Raw genomic sequence first — 13,989 nt, 5'->3', positions numbered from 1 at the left:
CCGTCGGCCGGGCCGCGCCCCCACCCGGACGCATCGGTCCCTCAGCCGGGCAGGTCCGCGGGCCCCAGCCGGTGCGCCCCGCGCAGCCAGGCGACCAGCTGAGCCGCGGTGGCCTCGACGGACGACGGCAGCGGATCCGGGCTCGCCAGCCCATGCGCGATGACGCCGGGCGCGCTGCCCAGCACGGCCTCGAGCAGCGCCGGGCCCCGCAGCCCGACCTCGCCGAGCAGCTCGACCTCCCGCGCGTTCAGCCCCACCGGGAGGTCGCCGTTGCCGAGGTCGGTGCCGTAGGCGACCCGTCCCCCGAGCGCCACGTAGCGCCGCGCGTTGTCGAGGGCCGTCGCGAGGTCGGCGCCGTCGTGGATCGCCAGGGTCGAGATCCAGAGGACGTCCCGCGTCGCGGACGCGCGCAGCGTGGCGTCGTCGAGCCGCTCGGTCCACGGCACGTGCACGAGCACGTCGGCGCCCGCCCGGATCGCGCGTGCCGCCTGCCCCGCGCCCTCCGCGTGCACGGCCGCCGGCAGCCCGGCGTCGTGCGCCGCGTCGACCAGCGCGGCGAGCACGCCGTCGGCGAGGAGCTGGCCGCCGTCGTGCAGCACGATCTTCACCGCCCCGGATCCGCCCGCCCGCGCCTCCGCGACGGCGGCGGCCGCGTCCTCCGCGCGCGCCACCTCGCGCACCGCGGCGGACGGCGCCCACGCGCGGTCCGAGGGGTAACCGCCCAAAGCGGTGTGGAACGGGCCCGCGTAGCGGACGTCCACTCCGGTCGGCGGCCGGGCGGCGATGCGGGCGATCTCCGCCGGATCCCATCCGAGGTCGACCACGGCCGTGACCGGCGACCCGGCGAGCGCCGCGCGGTCGACGAGCCCGAGGTGCACGTGCCGGTCGACCACGCCGTCGCTGATGCTGAGGTCGAGGCGGCCGAGGACCTCGTCGGCGGGGTCGGCGAGCGTCACGCGACCGCCCGCGATCCGCACGGCGACCTCCCGGTGGATCCGCTCGAGCCGCAGCTCCCGCACGCGCCAGACCCCGGCCGGCCCCGCGCCGCCGGTCCCCACCCCTCGCGTCATCGCGTCAGCGGATCCGACAGCCCGAGCGACCACACCGCCACCCCGCCGAGCCCCAGCTGCTCGGCGAGCGCCACGCGCGCGTCGTACGAGCGCGCATCCGACCACCACACGACGGTGCCGTCGCGCAGGGTCGCACGCCACTCCTGCTGCTGCGCGCTCCACACGGCCGTGCGCTCCTGAGAGGCCACGAGGTCGCGCGCGCCCTGGTCGGAGAGCTGCCGCCCCTCGCCGGTGCGCGGCCAGGTGTAGCCGTAGCCCGCGATGCCGAGCTGGATCCGCGCGGCCGGCACCGCCTTCCGCACCGGCACGAGCGCGGCCTTCACCCACGGCATCCCGCCGACGGGCCCCGCGGCGGACCACGTCGGCCCGTGCTGGTCGTAGGCCATGAGCACCACGTGGTCGGCGGCGCGGCCGAGCGCCGGGAGGTCGTAGCCGAGCGGGCGGTAGTCGCCCGTGGTCGCCATGAGGCAGACGGAGACGCTGCGCGCGGATCCGAGCGCGGCCTTCAGCCCCGCCACGAGCCGGGTGAGGCCGGCGGGGTGCGCGCCGGAGAGGCTCTCGAGGTCGACCGTGACGCCGTCCCAGCCGCGCGTGCCGACCTCGGCGGCGAGCTGCTGCACCACCCGGTCGACGTTCGCGGTGGATCCCAGAAGCGCGTCCGCGATGCCCGGCGAGAAGTCGCCGAGCGCCTCGTCGTAGTTGCCCACCAGCAGCTCGACCCGCTCGCCGCGCGCGTGCGCCTGGCGGAGGAGCGCGATCGCCTCGGGGGACGGGGCGGCGACGCCGCGGCCGTCCGACGTGACGTTGACCCCGTCGACCACCACGGAGGTGAGCGCGGCGGCGCTCGCGTCGAGGCGCGACACCGGCGTGGATCCGCCCTCCGCGTACCCGACGACCTGGAACGGCGCCGCCGCGGCGGCCGGCAGGGATCCGACGACGACGGCCAGGAGCGCGGCCGCTCCCACCGCCACCGAGACGAGACGGCGTGCGCGGCGAGCCGGGCGCGAGGAGCCGGCCGGACAGGTCGGACGGGTGGGACGGGTGGGGGTCATGGGCCGAGCGTAGGGCGCGCGGACGCCCGGGCCGGCGCGGCGCGGCCATCCCGTCGCACCCCATCCGCGCGGCCGCATGTGCAGGAGCCGAGACGCCGGATCCGCGCGGCCCGTAGCCTCGTGCCCCTCCCGTCCAAGCCGCAGCCCGAGGTCCCATGACGCACGCACCGCATCCGCGCACGCCGTCGGCCGCCGACCCGTCGCGCCGCGTCCGTGCCGACCGCGGCCGTGCGCGCGGCGCCGTCCTGGGAGCCCGCGCGTGCTGAGCAGCCCCGACCGCGACGACGACCTCCTGCAGGAGCGGCTCCGCGCGCTGCACGACGTGTGGCCCGGGGATCCCGCCGACGACGACCCGCTCCGCGAGACCCGGCGCGCGACGGCCGCCGCGGACGCCGACCGGACTACCGCGCCGCGCCCGCCCGGCCTCCTCGGCCTGGCCTGCCGCGCGATCCTCCACCGTCTCGGCGCCAGCGCGACCGGCCTTCCCCTGCCGCCCCGCGTGGACCCCGCGCCCGCCGCTGATCCCGCACCCCGCGCGGACCCCGCCCCCGCCGCGGATGCGCCGCCCATCGAGCGCCGGCCGCCCGCGCGCCCCTGAGCCCGTCCCGCAAGCCCGTCCCGCATGCCGTCTCCGCACGCCAGCCCTGCACGCCGTCTCCACACGCCGTCTCCGCACGCCGCCCCCGCATCGCTACCGTTGACCCGTGCCCCCCGCCGCCCCGCACTCCGCGCCGACACCGCGCCCCGCCTCCGACCCCGGGACCCCCTCCCCGCGGATCCGCGCATGAGCCGCCCCGGCGCCGCCCCCACCATCCGCGACGTCGCCGCGCGCGCGGGCGTCTCCAAGTCCGTCGTCTCCCGCGCGCTCTCCGGCGCACCGGGGGTCGCCCCCGCCACGCAGCAGACGGTCCGCGACGCCGCCGCCGCGCTCGGCTACGTGGCCAACGCCCACGCGCGCGGGATGTCCGCGCACCGCACCCACACGCTCGGCGTGCTCGTGCGCGACGCGTCCACGCCCTTCTACGGGCACCTGCTCACGGCGCTGCAGCAGCGGGCGTCGGAGCGCGGATACCGGGTCGTCACGGCCACGGGCTTTGGCGCATTCGACGTGGCGGAGGAGCGCAAGGCCCTCGAGACGCTGTCTCGCTGCAGGTCGAGGGGCTCGTCGTGTGCAGCGGCGCACTCCCGGTCGCCGACATCCTGCCGTCCGCCCGGCGGATCCCCACGGTCGTCGCCGGCCGCCCCGAGGTGGACGCGTCGCTCAGCAGCGTCTACTGCGACGAGACGACGGGCGGCCAGGGTCTCGCCGACCACGTGGCGTCGCTCGGCCACCGCCGCGTCGCCGTCGTCACGCTCCCGCCCGCCATCTCCCTCACGATGTCCGCCCGCACCCGCGCGATGCTCGACCGCCTCCGCGAGCTCGGCCTCGACGTCCTGCACGTGCGCGGCGAGGACCACGCGGACGGGCAGATCGACGGCGCGGACGGCGTCGCGCGGGCGATCGTCGACGCGGGCGGCGTGACCGCGGTCATGGCGCCGAGCGACATGTGGGCCCTCGCGATCCTCGACGGCCTCGGCCGCCGCGGCGTCACCGCCCCGGCGGACGTCTCCATCACCGGCTACGACGGCCTGCCGCCCTTCACGAGCGAGCTCCTCGGCTTCACCACGTGGCGCCAGCCGATCCCCGTCATCGGCACGCTCGCCGTTGACGCCGTGGTCGACCGCATCGACGGCACCGTCACGGGCACCCGCCACACGGCGGTCGACGGCGAGCTGATCCCGGGCCGCACGGCCGCCCCCCTCCGCGCCTGACGCCCGCCGGCCAGCCGTCGCACGCGCGCCGCTCCCGCCCGCACCACCCGTCCACCGGCCGTTCACCCCGCGGCCGCCCCCATCCGCCCGCGGTGTGGCACGGTGGTCGTCGCCCCGTAGGGAACGTTCCCTGCGTCGCTCGACGCCTGGAGGATCCCACATGGACCACGACGACCCGAACGGCTACGACATCGCCGCACCCGACATCGTCCCCGCGGCGGCGAGCCGCGTCGACGTGCGCCCGTCGCTCCTCCCCCGCGACGACAGCGATCCCTACCGCTACGGGATCTTCCTCCGCCCCGACCCGCGCACCTGCCGGGCCGTGACCGTCATCACCGACCAGATCCGCGCGCAGTACGGCCTCGTGTCCGCGGGCGCCTTCCCCCCGCACGCGACCCTCATCGGGAGCCAGCCGTTCGGGCACGACGAGGCCCGGGTGGTCGCGGCGGTCACCGAGCTCCTCGCCGACCGTCCCGCGTTCCCCGTGCACAACGCGGGCGTCCGCGAGCACGGCTTCGGCTTCGTCTACGACGTCGACGAGCGGCCGGACGGCAGCAAGAACACCGAGCTGCTGGCGCTCGCGGCGGACATCGACCGCGTCGCGGCCCCGTTCCGCCGGCCCATGGAGTCCCCCGAGCGCCACTCGTTCGACCCCGTGCGCTTCCGGGCGCACCTCTCGCTCGCCTCGCACGACCTCCTCGTCCGCCCCGACCTGCACGACGAGGTCGGCGCCTTCATCCGCGAGCTCGACGAGCCCGTGCCGACCGGCTTCGTCGGCGACACGGTCGTCATGTACCGCACCGCCAGCCCGGACTGGTCCGGCCGCTGGTGGACGACGCTCACGTGGGAGCACGTCCGCACCTGGACCCTCGGCGGCACCGCCGGCTGATCCAGCGGGCGCACCCCGTCTCTCCGGTCTCGGCTCGCGGCGGGCCCGGATCCGCGGCCGGCCGGGCCTCTCACCCTCGCCTCACCCTCGGATCACCCGCGGTTCGTGCACGACTTGTCCTCCGAAATGAGGACAGGCGACATAGAGTCGTCGTCAGCACAGCGGATCTCCCCCGATGCCGCCGTGCGAATGGATACCCGACGAGCGCCTCGCAGCGCCCCCCCCCGCTCAGCGAGCAGCTCATCAGATCCCTCCGCGATCCGACCCGAACGGACGCGGCAGCAGCAGGAGCCCGACGCGCGCCGTACCCGTGGACGCGTCGGGCTCTTGCCCTCCGGCGCCGGCTCCGAGCCGCCCCCCGAGCCGTCCGCGATGTCCGACCCGTGCGATCCCTGCGCTCCCCGTCCCCATCGGCGCCCGCGACACGCGAGTATGGGGAGACGGCCTGAGGGGGATCCATGCGCACGACCGTCTACACGAGCACCGCCACGCAGCACATGACCGAGGACGACCTCGCGGAGCTCCTCCGGCAATGCGTGCGGAACAACGAGAAGACCGGCCTCACGGGCCTGCTGCTGCACCGGGACGGGAAGTTCATGCAGGTGCTCGAGGGCCCGCACGACGCGGTGGAGTCGGTGTTCGACGCCATCGAGGCGGATCCCCGCCACACGGACGTGCGGCTCCTGCTCGACGAGGAGATCCCGGCCCGGCAGTTCCCCGCCTGGTCGATGGGCTTCCGCACGGTCGACGACGCGACCCTCCGCCAGCTCCGCGGCTACGACGACTTCCTCGACCGTCCGGCCTCCGCCGCCGCACGTCCGAACGCGCCCTCCCGCGCCCGCTGGCTCCTGGAGTGGTTCCGCACGCACCCGGCGTGATCGCCGCGGGCCTCGACACCGGGCCCGACCCCGTGCGACCATATCGACATTCGTTGTAACGATGATCGATAGGACGCATCATGGGACGCACCCCCGTCGCCGGCACCGGCACCGGCACCAGCGCACGCGTGACGCGCGGCGTCCTGCGGGCGGCCATCGCGATCGCCCTGCTCGTGCTGCTGGCGGTCGCCACGGCGGCCGTCGTGAGCGCAGTGGAGACCGTGCGGACCGGGGTGGTGCACACGTCGCTCGAGATGCGCGGATCCCTGCCCGCCGAGGCCGACGCCGGACCCGCCGACCTCCGCGCCGGCGCGTACCGCACGGCCGAGGTCGCGGTGGGCGAGCTGTCGGGGGGCATAGTCGCGCTGCACGTCGTCCGCATCGCGCTCGACGCCTCCGTGGACATCGCGCTCGCAGGCACGGTCGCGATCCTCGCCCGGCGGCTGCTCCGGCCGGATCCGCTCGCCCGTCGCCTCAGCCTCGTCGTGACGCTCGCGGGCGGCACCGTGATGATCGCGGCGCTGCTCTCGCTCGCCGCGCGCACGGGCGTGGCCTGGATGGTCGGCGACGCGCTCAACGACCCGGACACGGGGCTCGACGGCTTCTGGCCCGTCATCGCGGAGGTCGACGCGTCCACCATCGCGCTCGGCTTCGCCCTGATGATCGTGGGCCTCGTGGTCGAGCACGGCGAGACCCTGCAGCGCGACACCCGCGGCCTCGTCTGATGGGCGCCGACGACGACGCACCCACCGGCGTGCACTGCCGCCTCGACGAGCTGCTCGCCGCCCGCGGCATGACGCTCACGCGGCTGAGCGCGATCGTGGGCGTCAGCCAGGTGAACCTCTCGGTGCTGAAGAACGACCGTGCCCGCGCGATCCGCTACTCGACCCTGGTCGCCGTCTGCCGCGCCCTCGAGTGCGAGGTCGGCGACCTGCTGGTGCTGGATCCGCCGGCGGCCTGACCCGCACGACCCGCGCGGGTCGTCCGCGTCAGCCCCGCAGCGCCGCGAGCGCCTTCTCCACGCGGCGCTGACGGGTCTCGTCCGTCTTCGCCTCGCCGATCGGATCCACGAGGGCGCGCTGCCGGCTCGACGACAGCGCGCGGAACGCCTCGGCGAGCGCGGGCTCCGCGGCGAAGGCGGCGGCGACCTCGTCCGGCACCACGGCGTCGCGCGGCGCGGCGTCGAGCTCGATGGTCACCTCGACCTCGTCGTCGGCGGCGACGCCCGACGCGGCACGATGCGCGGCGCTGAGCGGGATCAGGGCCTGCCCGCCCATCGCGCCGACGCTCGTGCGGTACGTGTGGCCGGCGACCGTGACGACGACCGCGGGGCGTTTCCCGGCGCCGAGCTCGTCGAGCGCCTCCGGCGGCACGGGCAACCCCGTCGCGTTGACGCGGGCCTGCATGACGCGAGTGCGGAAGGTGGGCATGGCGGCTCCTCGGCGAGCGGGCGCGGCCCGGGCAGCCGCGGTGGATCCGACGCTAGGTGTACTGGGTCATGACGTTGGTGACACTCGGGCCGCGGGCGTGAGCCCGTGGCTTGAGTGGATTCGTTCAGTGTTGTAGTGCTCGATGAAGGGGTCAAGCGCGTCGGCCCGGTGTTGGTTGCTGGTGAAGGGTTGCCGGTAGGCCCACTCGGTCGCGAGGGTCCGGTTGAAGCGCTCGACCTTGCCGTTCTGCCAGGGGCAGTGCGGGCGGATGAACTTCTGCCGCGCGCCCAGGTCCTGGACGGCGTTCTTGAACGCGGTCGAGTGCCGGTAGGCGAACGCGTTGTCCGTGATGACCCGCTCGATCCGGGTGATCCCGCGCCCGGCGAAGTACGCCGCTGCGCGGGTCAGGAACCCGGCCGCGGTCGCGCCTTTCTCATCGGGATGGATCTCCGCGTAGGCGAGACGGGTGTGGTCATCGACCGCGGCATGGACGTAATCGAACCCGATCCCGCGGCCGCGGACCTGCTCGCTGCGCCCGTGGACCCGCCAGCCGCCTCCGTCCGGGATCCTCCCGAGCTTCTTCACGTCCACGTGGATCAGATCACCCGGATGCTCGTGCTCATACCGGTGCGCCGTTGACCGGGATGCCCGGATCACGGCCCCGGTGACGGGGTCCAACCATGCCAACGGCGGCGCCCCGTGCCGGCGCAGGATGCGGGAGATCGTACGGGATGGAACACCTGTCACCGGCGCCAGCCGCGCAGGACCCGCCCGCAACTGGGCCCGCGCTTCCAGCACGGCCCGTTCCCGCTCCGGGCTCGTTCGCCTCGGTACTGACCGGGGCCGCGATGACCGATCCGTCAGCCCTCGCAGCCCCTCGGCACGGAACCGGTTCACCCATCGATGCGCGCACTGCCGCGACACCCCCAGCTCCCGCGCGACGTGCGCGACCGGCCGACGATCCTCCACCACCCGCCGCACGAGGAGAACCCTCCCGTGAACCGTCAGACGAGCATTACCGTGGGACATCGAGGCCTCCTGGCGATGGTTGAACTGAACAGCTCCATCAAGCCAGGAGGCCTCTTCACACGCCCCGAAGTGTCACCAACGTCATGGCCGAGTACACCTAGGTGTAGTTCCTCGGGAGGTTGTGAACGCTGGGGCGGATAGCGAAGACCTCCGGGACGATGTGGGTTACCACACTCATCAACGTCCACGGAGGTCTTCGTGACTCACGCTAATGCCCCGTTCGCTCCTGCGGGCAGGGTTCGGCTTGCTCGGTTGATCGTTGAGGACGGGTGGTCGGTCCGGCGTGCGGCGGAGAGGTTCCAGTGCTCGCCGGCGACGGCGTCGAGATGGGCTCGCCGGTATCGGGCCGGGTTGCCGATGACGGATCGCTCATCCCGCCCGCACCGGCAACCGACCCGCACGAGTCAGCGTCGGGAGCGGCGGATCATCGCGCTGAGATTCACTCGCCGGTGGGGCCCGCACCGCATCGGCTATCACCTCCGCGTTCCGCGTTCGACGGTCGAGCGGGTGCTGAACCGGTATCGGATGCCGTTGCTCGAGCACGTCGATCTGAGCACCGGGCTCCCTGCCCGGCGGTCTCCTGCCCGACGCTACGAGCACTCCTCGCCGGGAGATCTGGTCCACGTCGACATCAAGAAGCTCGGCCGTATCCCGGACGGCGGCGGGCACCGAGTCCTCGGCCGACAGGCCGGCCGGAAGAACAACCCCCGGACCGGACGGGGGTACGCGTTCCTGCACCACGCCGTGGATGACCACTCCCGACTCGCGTACTCCGAGATCCTCACCGACGAGCGCAAGGAGACCGCTGCCGCGTTCTGGGCCCGCGCGAACGCGTTCTTCACCGCCGCGGGCATCACCGTGATCCGTGTCCTGACGGACAACGGCTCCTGCTACCGCTCCCACGCCTTCACCGAGGCGCTCGGATCGATCACGCACAAACGCACCCGCCCGTACCGGCCCCAGACGAACGGGAAGGTCGAGCGCTTCAACCGCACCCTCGCCACGGAATGGGCTTACGCCCATCCCTATCGCACCGACGAGGCCCGCGCCGCGACCTACCCTGCCTGGCTGCATCACTACAACCACCACCGCCCCCACACCGGCATCGGCGGACTCACGCCCGCCGAACGCGTTCACAACCTCACTGGGAACTACAGCTAGATCGCGAGGCGCTCGGTGACGAGCGCCGCCAGCTCCTGCGCGTGCCGCTCGGCGGTCGCCTGGTCGGCGGCCTCCACCATCACGCGGATCATGGGCTCGGTGCCCGAGGCGCGCATGAGGATCCGCCCGGTGTCGCCCAGCTCGGCCTCCGCGCGCGCGACGGCCGCGTTCAGCTCGGCGTCGTCGGACACGCGCTCGCGGTCGACGCCGCGCACGTTGATCATCACCTGCGGGTAGACGGTCATCACCGAGGCGAGCTCGTGCAGGCTCCTGCCCGTCGCCGCCATCTCGCCGAGCAGCTGGATCCCGGTGAGGATCCCGTCGCCCGTGGTGGCGTGCTCCGCGATGACGAGGTGGCCGGACTGCTCGCCGCCGAGGGAGTAGCCGCCCTCGTTCATGGCCTCGAGCACGTAACGGTCGCCGACCCGGGTCTGCAGCACCGTGATGTCGTTCTCGGCCATCGCGATGCGGAGGCCGAGGTTGCTCATGACCGTCGCGACCAGGGTGCGCTCCACCAGCAGGCCGCGGCGGGCCATGGAGAGCGCGAGGACCGCCATGATCTGGTCGCCGTCGATGATCGCGCCGGTGTGGTCGACGGCGAGGCAGCGGTCGGCGTCGCCGTCGTAGGCGATGCCCACGTCGGCGCCGTGCCCGAGGACGGCCTCGGCCAGGAGGTCGAGGTGCGTGGATCCCACCCGGTCGTTGATGTTCATGCCGTCGGGGTCGTTGCCGATGACGGTCACGCGCGCGCCGGCGTCGGTGGAGACCTCGGGGCTGATGCCCGCCGCGGCGCCGTGCGCGCAGTCGAGGACCACGTGGATCCCGTCGAGCCGGTGCTGCAGCGTGCCGAGCAGGTGGAGGACGTAGCGGTCCTCGGCGTCGGCGAAGCGGCGGATGCGGCCGACGTCAGCTCCCGTGGGGAGCAGGACGGGCTGGCTCAGCTGCGCCTCGATGCGGTCCTCGAGCTCGTCGGCGAGCTTCCGTCCGCCCGCGGCGAAGAACTTGATCCCGTTGTCGGGAGCGGGGTTGTGCGATGCGGAGATCATCACGCCGAAGTCGGCGTCGAAGTCCGCGATGAGGTACGCCGTGGCCGGCGTCGGGATGACCCCGGCGTCGAACACGTCGACGCCGGAGCTCGCGAGGCCGGCGGCCACGGCCGCCGCGATGAACTCGCCGGACACCCGGGGATCCCGGGCGACGACCGCGACAGGTCGTCGTCCGGCATCCCGGGCGTCCTGGCCGAGCACATGCGCGGCGGCCTGGGCCAGGCGCAGGGCGAGGTCCGCGGTGATGGTCTCGCCGTTGGCGAGTCCGCGGACGCCGTCCGTGCCGAAGAGCCGGGGCATGGCTGCCGGTGTGCCCGAGCGCCTTAGCGCTTCGAGAACTGGGGCGCCTTGCGGGCCTTCTTGAGTCCGGCCTTCTTGCGCTCCTTGACGCGAGCGTCGCGGCTGAGGAAGCCGTTCTTCTTCAGCACGGCGCGGTTGTTCTCCTCGTCGATCTCGTTGAGGGCGCGGGCGATGCCGAGGCGCAGCGCGCCGGCCTGGCCGGAGGGGCCGCCGCCGGAGATGCGCGCGACGACGTCGTAGCTACCGAGGAGGTCGAGCACCTTGAACGGGTCGTTCACGAGCTGCTGGTGCAGCTTGTTGGGGAAGTAGTCCGCGAACTCACGGCCGTTGACCGTGATCGAGCCGGAGCCGGGGACGAGGCGCACGCGGGCGGTGGCCTGCTTGCGTCGTCCGACGGCGCCGCCGGACACGTTGAGGACCGCGCGGGGGGCCTTGGGGGCCTCCTCGTTCGGGGTCTCGGTCGAGAAGCTCTCGGGAGCCACGTCGAGGGAGTCTGAGATCTGAGCCACTGGGTTCGATTCCTTCTGAGGTCTTTGGTCGTCGCTGTCGGCAGCCGGAGCTACTGAGCGACCTGGCCGAGGGTGTACGGGGTGGGCTGCTGCGCAGCGTGGGGGTGCTCGGGGCCCGCGTAGACCTTGAGCTTCTTCAGCTGCGCCGCACCCAGCGAGTTCTTCGGCAGCATGCCGCGGATGGCCTTCTCGACCGCGCGCGTGGGGTGCTTCTCGAGCATCTCGACGTAGGTGGTGGCCGTGAGGCCGCCCGGGTAGCCGGAGTGGCGGTAGGCCAGCTTCTTCTCGAGCTTCTGGCCCGTGAGCGCCACCTTCTCGGCGTTGACGATGATCACGAAGTCGCCCATGTCCATGTGGGGGGCGAACGTGGCCTTGTGCTTGCCGCGCAGGAGCGCGGCGGCGTGGCTGGCGAGACGGCCGAGGACGATGTCCGTGGCGTCGATGACGACCCAGTCGTGCTGGACCTCACTGGCCTTGGGGGAATAGGTGCGCGTCATTGATCTGACTGCCTTCTTTTCGAGGTGAGATGGTCGTGGATCCCGCTCCGTGGGCGTTCGATGCGAACGCATCCGGTGGAGGGCTCAACCTTGTACGTCGTCGCACGCAGGCGTGCAGACAACCGGTTCAGAGTACGCGATCCGGGGCGATCAGGCAATCCCGGGCGTGTCGCGGATGCGGGCGAGGTCGCGCGCGGCCGCCGCGGCGCCCTCGACGATCGGGTCCACCTCGTGCGCGGCCCGCCGGGCTCGGGTGATCTCGTTGCGCGCCGCGAGCTCCTCATCGCGCGGGTAGCCCACCCGCTCGAGCACGAGGCCACGCGCCGGCATCACGGTGAACTCGCTCGTGCGCTCGCGGAGCTCGAGCAGCTCGCGGAGCCGGGCGACGGGGACGCGCCCCGACGCCGCCGCGACGCACGCGCCGACGAGCGCGCGCACCATGCTGTGGCAGAAGGCGTCCGCGCGGACGACCGCCTCGAGCGCGCCGTCCGCCGCCCGGATCCACGTGAGCTCCTGCAGCGTGCGGATGGTCGATGCCCCCTCGCGCGGCTTGCAGTACGCGGCGAAGTCGTGGAGGCCGAGGAGCGCGTCGGCCGCCTCCTGCAGCACGGCGGCGTCGAGCGCGACCGGGACCTCGACCGTGCGATGCCGCTGCAGCGGGTCGCGGGGGCCGTCGGCGTCCGCGACCCGGTAGCGGTACGCGCGCCAGGTGGCGGAGAAGCGCGCGTCGAAGCCGTCAGGCGCGGGGGCGCACGCGAGCACGACGACGTCGGACCGCGCGCCGAGCACGCCGTTCAGCCGGCGTGCGAGGGCGGAGGCGGCGCGAGCGGCGGTGGGGACGTGCTGCCCCTCCCCCGCGGTCGCCTCGGCGGCGCGCCCTCGCGGCGGCCGGTCGAGCGACGCGATCTGCGCCTCCGTGAGGTCGAGGTGCGCGACCTGGCCGGTCGCGTGCACGCCCGCATCGGTGCGTCCGGCGACGACGAGCGTCGGCGCGGGCGGCGTCCGGGCAAGCAGCTGCGCGAGCGCGTCCTCGAGGGATCCCTGCACGGTGCGGAGCCCGGGCTGCTTCGCCCAGCCGGCGAACCCCGTGCCGTCGTACGCGACGTCGAGACGGAGGCGCACGGCGGCGGGCTCCGCCCCGTCGACGTCGGTCATCGGGCGGCGGATCCCCGCGGACGCGTCATGCCGACCTCGCGCTCGTACACGGCCGAGCGGCTCGCCTGCGTGAAGCCGAGGTGCTCGTACAGGCCGAGCGCGCCGGTCGGGCTGTCGGAGTCGACGTCCAGGACCGCGCGATCGAGGCCCTCCGCGCGGAACGCGGCGAGGGCGGCGGAGAGGAGCGCCTGCGCGAGCCGCCGTCCGCGGAACTCGCGGCGCACTCCGACGAGCGCGACGTACGCGGACGAGTAGCCGGCCGCCTCCCAGTTCTGCGGGTGGATCTCCGTCATCGCGAACCCGGCCACCTGCGCGTCGTCGTCGTCACCCGTGACGGCGATCACCGAGAGGTCGTCGCGCGCGGTCGACAGCGACAGGAACGCCTCCCAGCGCTCGACGCTGATGGGCTCGGACCCCCAGTGGTCGCGGAACACGTCGTTTTTGGCGAGCCGGGTGCGCTCCCACCAATCGCGGGAGACGGGGATGAGTCGGAGCCGCTCGGGCGCCGGCACGTCGGGGAACTCGGCCCGGAGATCCCGGTGCATCTCGATGAAGTAGCGGCTGGGCGTGAAGCCGCGCGACGTCGCCAGGGCGGTCGCGCCGGCGGAATCGTCGGGGAACTCGACGCCGATGCGGGTCGGGACGGGGCCCTCGATGTGGTCCGCCGGCTGCGCGACCTCGAGCGCCTGCGTCGCGCGCGCGATCTGCCAGTCGAGCAGGCGCCCGCCGATGCCGCGGCGGCGGAGGTCGGGACGGACGCCGCCGGAGATGTGGCCGCGCACGACGGTCTCGTCGTCGGGCTTGACGATGGCGGAGCCCTCGGCCGCCAGGCGCCCGTCCGCGTCGAAGGCGACGATGGCGTCGCGTGCCAGGTCGACGTAGGAGAACCCCATGGACATGACGACCTCGTCGCGGGTGGGGCGGTGATCGGGGTGGTCGGCGTCGGCCAGGAGGCCCTGGAGCTCGACGAGCGCGTCGACGTCCGCATGCGCCATGGGGCGCCAGGTGATCCCGTCCGGCCCCTCGGGGAGCGGGATCGGTGCGCTGGAGGAGGGGTCGTCCGGCATGGTCGTGCTGCTGTCGGTCATCCAGCCAGGGTACCGGGGCCATGCGGGCGACCGGGCGGCCCGGACGCACGAGAGCCCCCGACGCGCAGGGCGG

16 protein-coding genes and 1 pseudogene are annotated in these 13,989 nt (G+C 73.9%); 8 read left to right on the top strand and 9 right to left on the bottom strand.

The features are described from left to right. Positions 1–41 precede the first annotated feature (41 nt). Both CMS_RS01665 and CMS_RS01660 read right to left on the bottom strand, forming a co-directional pair. Positions 42–1,070: an amidohydrolase family protein gene (locus tag CMS_RS01665; protein ID WP_012297792.1), complete on the bottom strand. Its 1,029-nt coding sequence runs from the start codon at positions 1,068–1,070 to the stop codon at positions 42–44. After that, positions 1,067–2,122 carry a glycosyl hydrolase family 18 protein gene (locus CMS_RS01660; RefSeq protein WP_223842691.1) on the bottom strand — a complete coding sequence of 352 codons (1,056 nt, stop codon included), beginning with the start codon at positions 2,120–2,122 and terminating at the stop codon, positions 1,067–1,069. The genes CMS_RS01665 and CMS_RS01660 overlap by 4 nt, the downstream gene beginning before the upstream one ends. A gap of 259 nt (positions 2,123–2,381) precedes the next feature. Between CMS_RS01660 and CMS_RS01655 the strand changes: the two genes are divergently transcribed. From CMS_RS01655 to CMS_RS01630, 7 genes and pseudogenes are all read left to right on the top strand, one after another. After that, on the top strand, positions 2,382–2,720 hold the full coding sequence (locus CMS_RS01655) for a hypothetical protein (RefSeq protein WP_012297790.1): 339 nt from the start codon (positions 2,382–2,384) through the stop codon (positions 2,718–2,720). Positions 2,721–2,744: 24 nt separating this feature from the next. Then, positions 2,745–3,008, top strand: a pseudogene (locus tag CMS_RS18215) (LacI family DNA-binding transcriptional regulator); the annotation flags it as partial. A gap of 281 nt (positions 3,009–3,289) precedes the next feature. Beyond that, complete coding sequence (locus CMS_RS17675; protein WP_231692852.1) at positions 3,290–3,934, top strand: substrate-binding domain-containing protein; 645 nt, start codon at positions 3,290–3,292, stop codon at positions 3,932–3,934. A gap of 160 nt (positions 3,935–4,094) precedes the next feature. Beyond that, the gene (locus tag CMS_RS01645) at positions 4,095–4,823 is read left to right on the top strand and encodes a 2'-5' RNA ligase family protein (RefSeq protein WP_041464296.1); all 729 of its coding nucleotides are present in this window, start codon (positions 4,095–4,097) and stop codon (positions 4,821–4,823) included. Between the two features lie 458 nt (positions 4,824–5,281). Beyond that, on the top strand, positions 5,282–5,701 hold the full coding sequence (locus CMS_RS01640; RefSeq protein ID WP_041464295.1) for a BLUF domain-containing protein: 420 nt from the start codon (positions 5,282–5,284) through the stop codon (positions 5,699–5,701). An 80-nt stretch (positions 5,702–5,781) separates the two neighbouring features. Then, positions 5,782–6,426 carry a hypothetical protein gene (locus tag CMS_RS01635; protein WP_041464294.1) on the top strand — a complete coding sequence of 215 codons (645 nt, stop codon included), beginning with the start codon at positions 5,782–5,784 and terminating at the stop codon, positions 6,424–6,426. Further along, positions 6,426–6,662: a helix-turn-helix domain-containing protein gene (locus CMS_RS01630; RefSeq protein WP_012297786.1), complete on the top strand. Its 237-nt coding sequence runs from the start codon at positions 6,426–6,428 to the stop codon at positions 6,660–6,662. The genes CMS_RS01635 and CMS_RS01630 overlap by 1 nt, the downstream gene beginning before the upstream one ends. Before the next feature lie 28 nt (positions 6,663–6,690). Here the strand turns inward: CMS_RS01630 and CMS_RS01625 are convergent, their stop codons facing one another. Both CMS_RS01625 and CMS_RS16430 read right to left on the bottom strand, forming a co-directional pair. Continuing rightward, positions 6,691–7,131, bottom strand: coding sequence for a DUF1905 domain-containing protein (locus tag CMS_RS01625; protein ID WP_012297785.1), 441 nt, complete (start codon positions 7,129–7,131; stop codon positions 6,691–6,693). 66 nt (positions 7,132–7,197) lie between these two features. After that, on the bottom strand, positions 7,198–8,160 hold the full coding sequence (locus CMS_RS16430) for an IS481-like element IS1121 family transposase (RefSeq protein WP_012296866.1): 963 nt from the start codon (positions 8,158–8,160) through the stop codon (positions 7,198–7,200). A gap of 198 nt (positions 8,161–8,358) precedes the next feature. On the opposite strand from CMS_RS16430, the gene CMS_RS01615 reads away from it, so the two are divergent. Further along, entirely contained in the window at positions 8,359–9,321 is a 963-nt protein-coding gene (locus CMS_RS01615) for an IS481 family transposase (protein WP_012297784.1), read from the top strand. On the opposite strand, the gene glmM is transcribed toward CMS_RS01615, so the two are convergent. The 5 genes from glmM to CMS_RS01590 all read right to left on the bottom strand — a co-directional run bounded on the left by glmM (position 9,318) and on the right by CMS_RS01590 (position 13,916). Further along, on the bottom strand, positions 9,318–10,667 hold the full coding sequence (gene glmM / locus CMS_RS01610) for a phosphoglucosamine mutase (protein WP_012297783.1): 1,350 nt from the start codon (positions 10,665–10,667) through the stop codon (positions 9,318–9,320). The genes CMS_RS01615 and glmM overlap by 4 nt on opposite strands. Before the next feature lie 23 nt (positions 10,668–10,690). Continuing rightward, positions 10,691–11,176 carry a 30S ribosomal protein S9 gene (rpsI, locus tag CMS_RS01605; RefSeq protein WP_012297782.1) on the bottom strand — a complete coding sequence of 162 codons (486 nt, stop codon included), beginning with the start codon at positions 11,174–11,176 and terminating at the stop codon, positions 10,691–10,693. A gap of 50 nt (positions 11,177–11,226) precedes the next feature. Next, positions 11,227–11,673, bottom strand: coding sequence for a 50S ribosomal protein L13 (gene rplM / locus CMS_RS01600; RefSeq protein WP_012039269.1), 447 nt, complete (start codon positions 11,671–11,673; stop codon positions 11,227–11,229). Between the two features lie 150 nt (positions 11,674–11,823). After that, complete coding sequence (truA, locus tag CMS_RS01595; RefSeq protein WP_041464293.1) at positions 11,824–12,828, bottom strand: tRNA pseudouridine(38-40) synthase TruA; 1,005 nt, start codon at positions 12,826–12,828, stop codon at positions 11,824–11,826. Then, on the bottom strand, positions 12,825–13,916 hold the full coding sequence (locus CMS_RS01590) for a GNAT family N-acetyltransferase (RefSeq protein WP_106408666.1): 1,092 nt from the start codon (positions 13,914–13,916) through the stop codon (positions 12,825–12,827). Before CMS_RS01590 ends, truA begins: the two co-directional genes overlap by 4 nt. Between the last annotated feature and the right edge of the window lie 73 nt (positions 13,917–13,989).

The organism is Clavibacter sepedonicus (genome assembly GCF_000069225.1).
Taxonomy (GTDB): domain Bacteria; phylum Actinomycetota; class Actinomycetes; order Actinomycetales; family Microbacteriaceae; genus Clavibacter; species Clavibacter sepedonicus.
The sequence above is the reverse complement of the archived record's forward strand: the minus strand, read 5'-3'. Positions and strand labels throughout refer to the sequence as shown.

Coding starts and splice junctions, on each gene's coding strand:
- glmM (WP_012297783.1), bottom strand. CDS start 10,667: ATGCCCCGGCTCTTCGGCACGGACGGCGTCCGCGGACTCGCCAACGGC.
- truA (WP_041464293.1), bottom strand. CDS start 12,828: ATGACCGACGTCGACGGGGCGGAGCCCGCCGCCGTGCGCCTCCGTCTC.
- CMS_RS01625 (WP_012297785.1), bottom strand. CDS start 7,131: ATGCCCACCTTCCGCACTCGCGTCATGCAGGCCCGCGTCAACGCGACG.
- rplM (WP_012039269.1), bottom strand. CDS start 11,673: ATGACGCGCACCTATTCCCCCAAGGCCAGTGAGGTCCAGCACGACTGG.
- CMS_RS01665 (WP_012297792.1), bottom strand. CDS start 1,070: ATGACGCGAGGGGTGGGGACCGGCGGCGCGGGGCCGGCCGGGGTCTGG.
- CMS_RS01590 (WP_106408666.1), bottom strand. CDS start 13,916: ATGACCGACAGCAGCACGACCATGCCGGACGACCCCTCCTCCAGCGCA.
- CMS_RS01630 (WP_012297786.1), top strand. CDS start 6,426: ATGGGCGCCGACGACGACGCACCCACCGGCGTGCACTGCCGCCTCGAC.
- CMS_RS01660 (WP_223842691.1), bottom strand. CDS start 2,122: ATGACCCCCACCCGTCCCACCCGTCCGACCTGTCCGGCCGGCTCCTCG.
- CMS_RS01645 (WP_041464296.1), top strand. CDS start 4,095: ATGGACCACGACGACCCGAACGGCTACGACATCGCCGCACCCGACATC.
- CMS_RS01635 (WP_041464294.1), top strand. CDS start 5,782: ATGGGACGCACCCCCGTCGCCGGCACCGGCACCGGCACCAGCGCACGC.
- CMS_RS01640 (WP_041464295.1), top strand. CDS start 5,282: ATGCGCACGACCGTCTACACGAGCACCGCCACGCAGCACATGACCGAG.
- CMS_RS16430 (WP_012296866.1), bottom strand. CDS start 8,160: ATGTCCCACGGTAATGCTCGTCTGACGGTTCACGGGAGGGTTCTCCTC.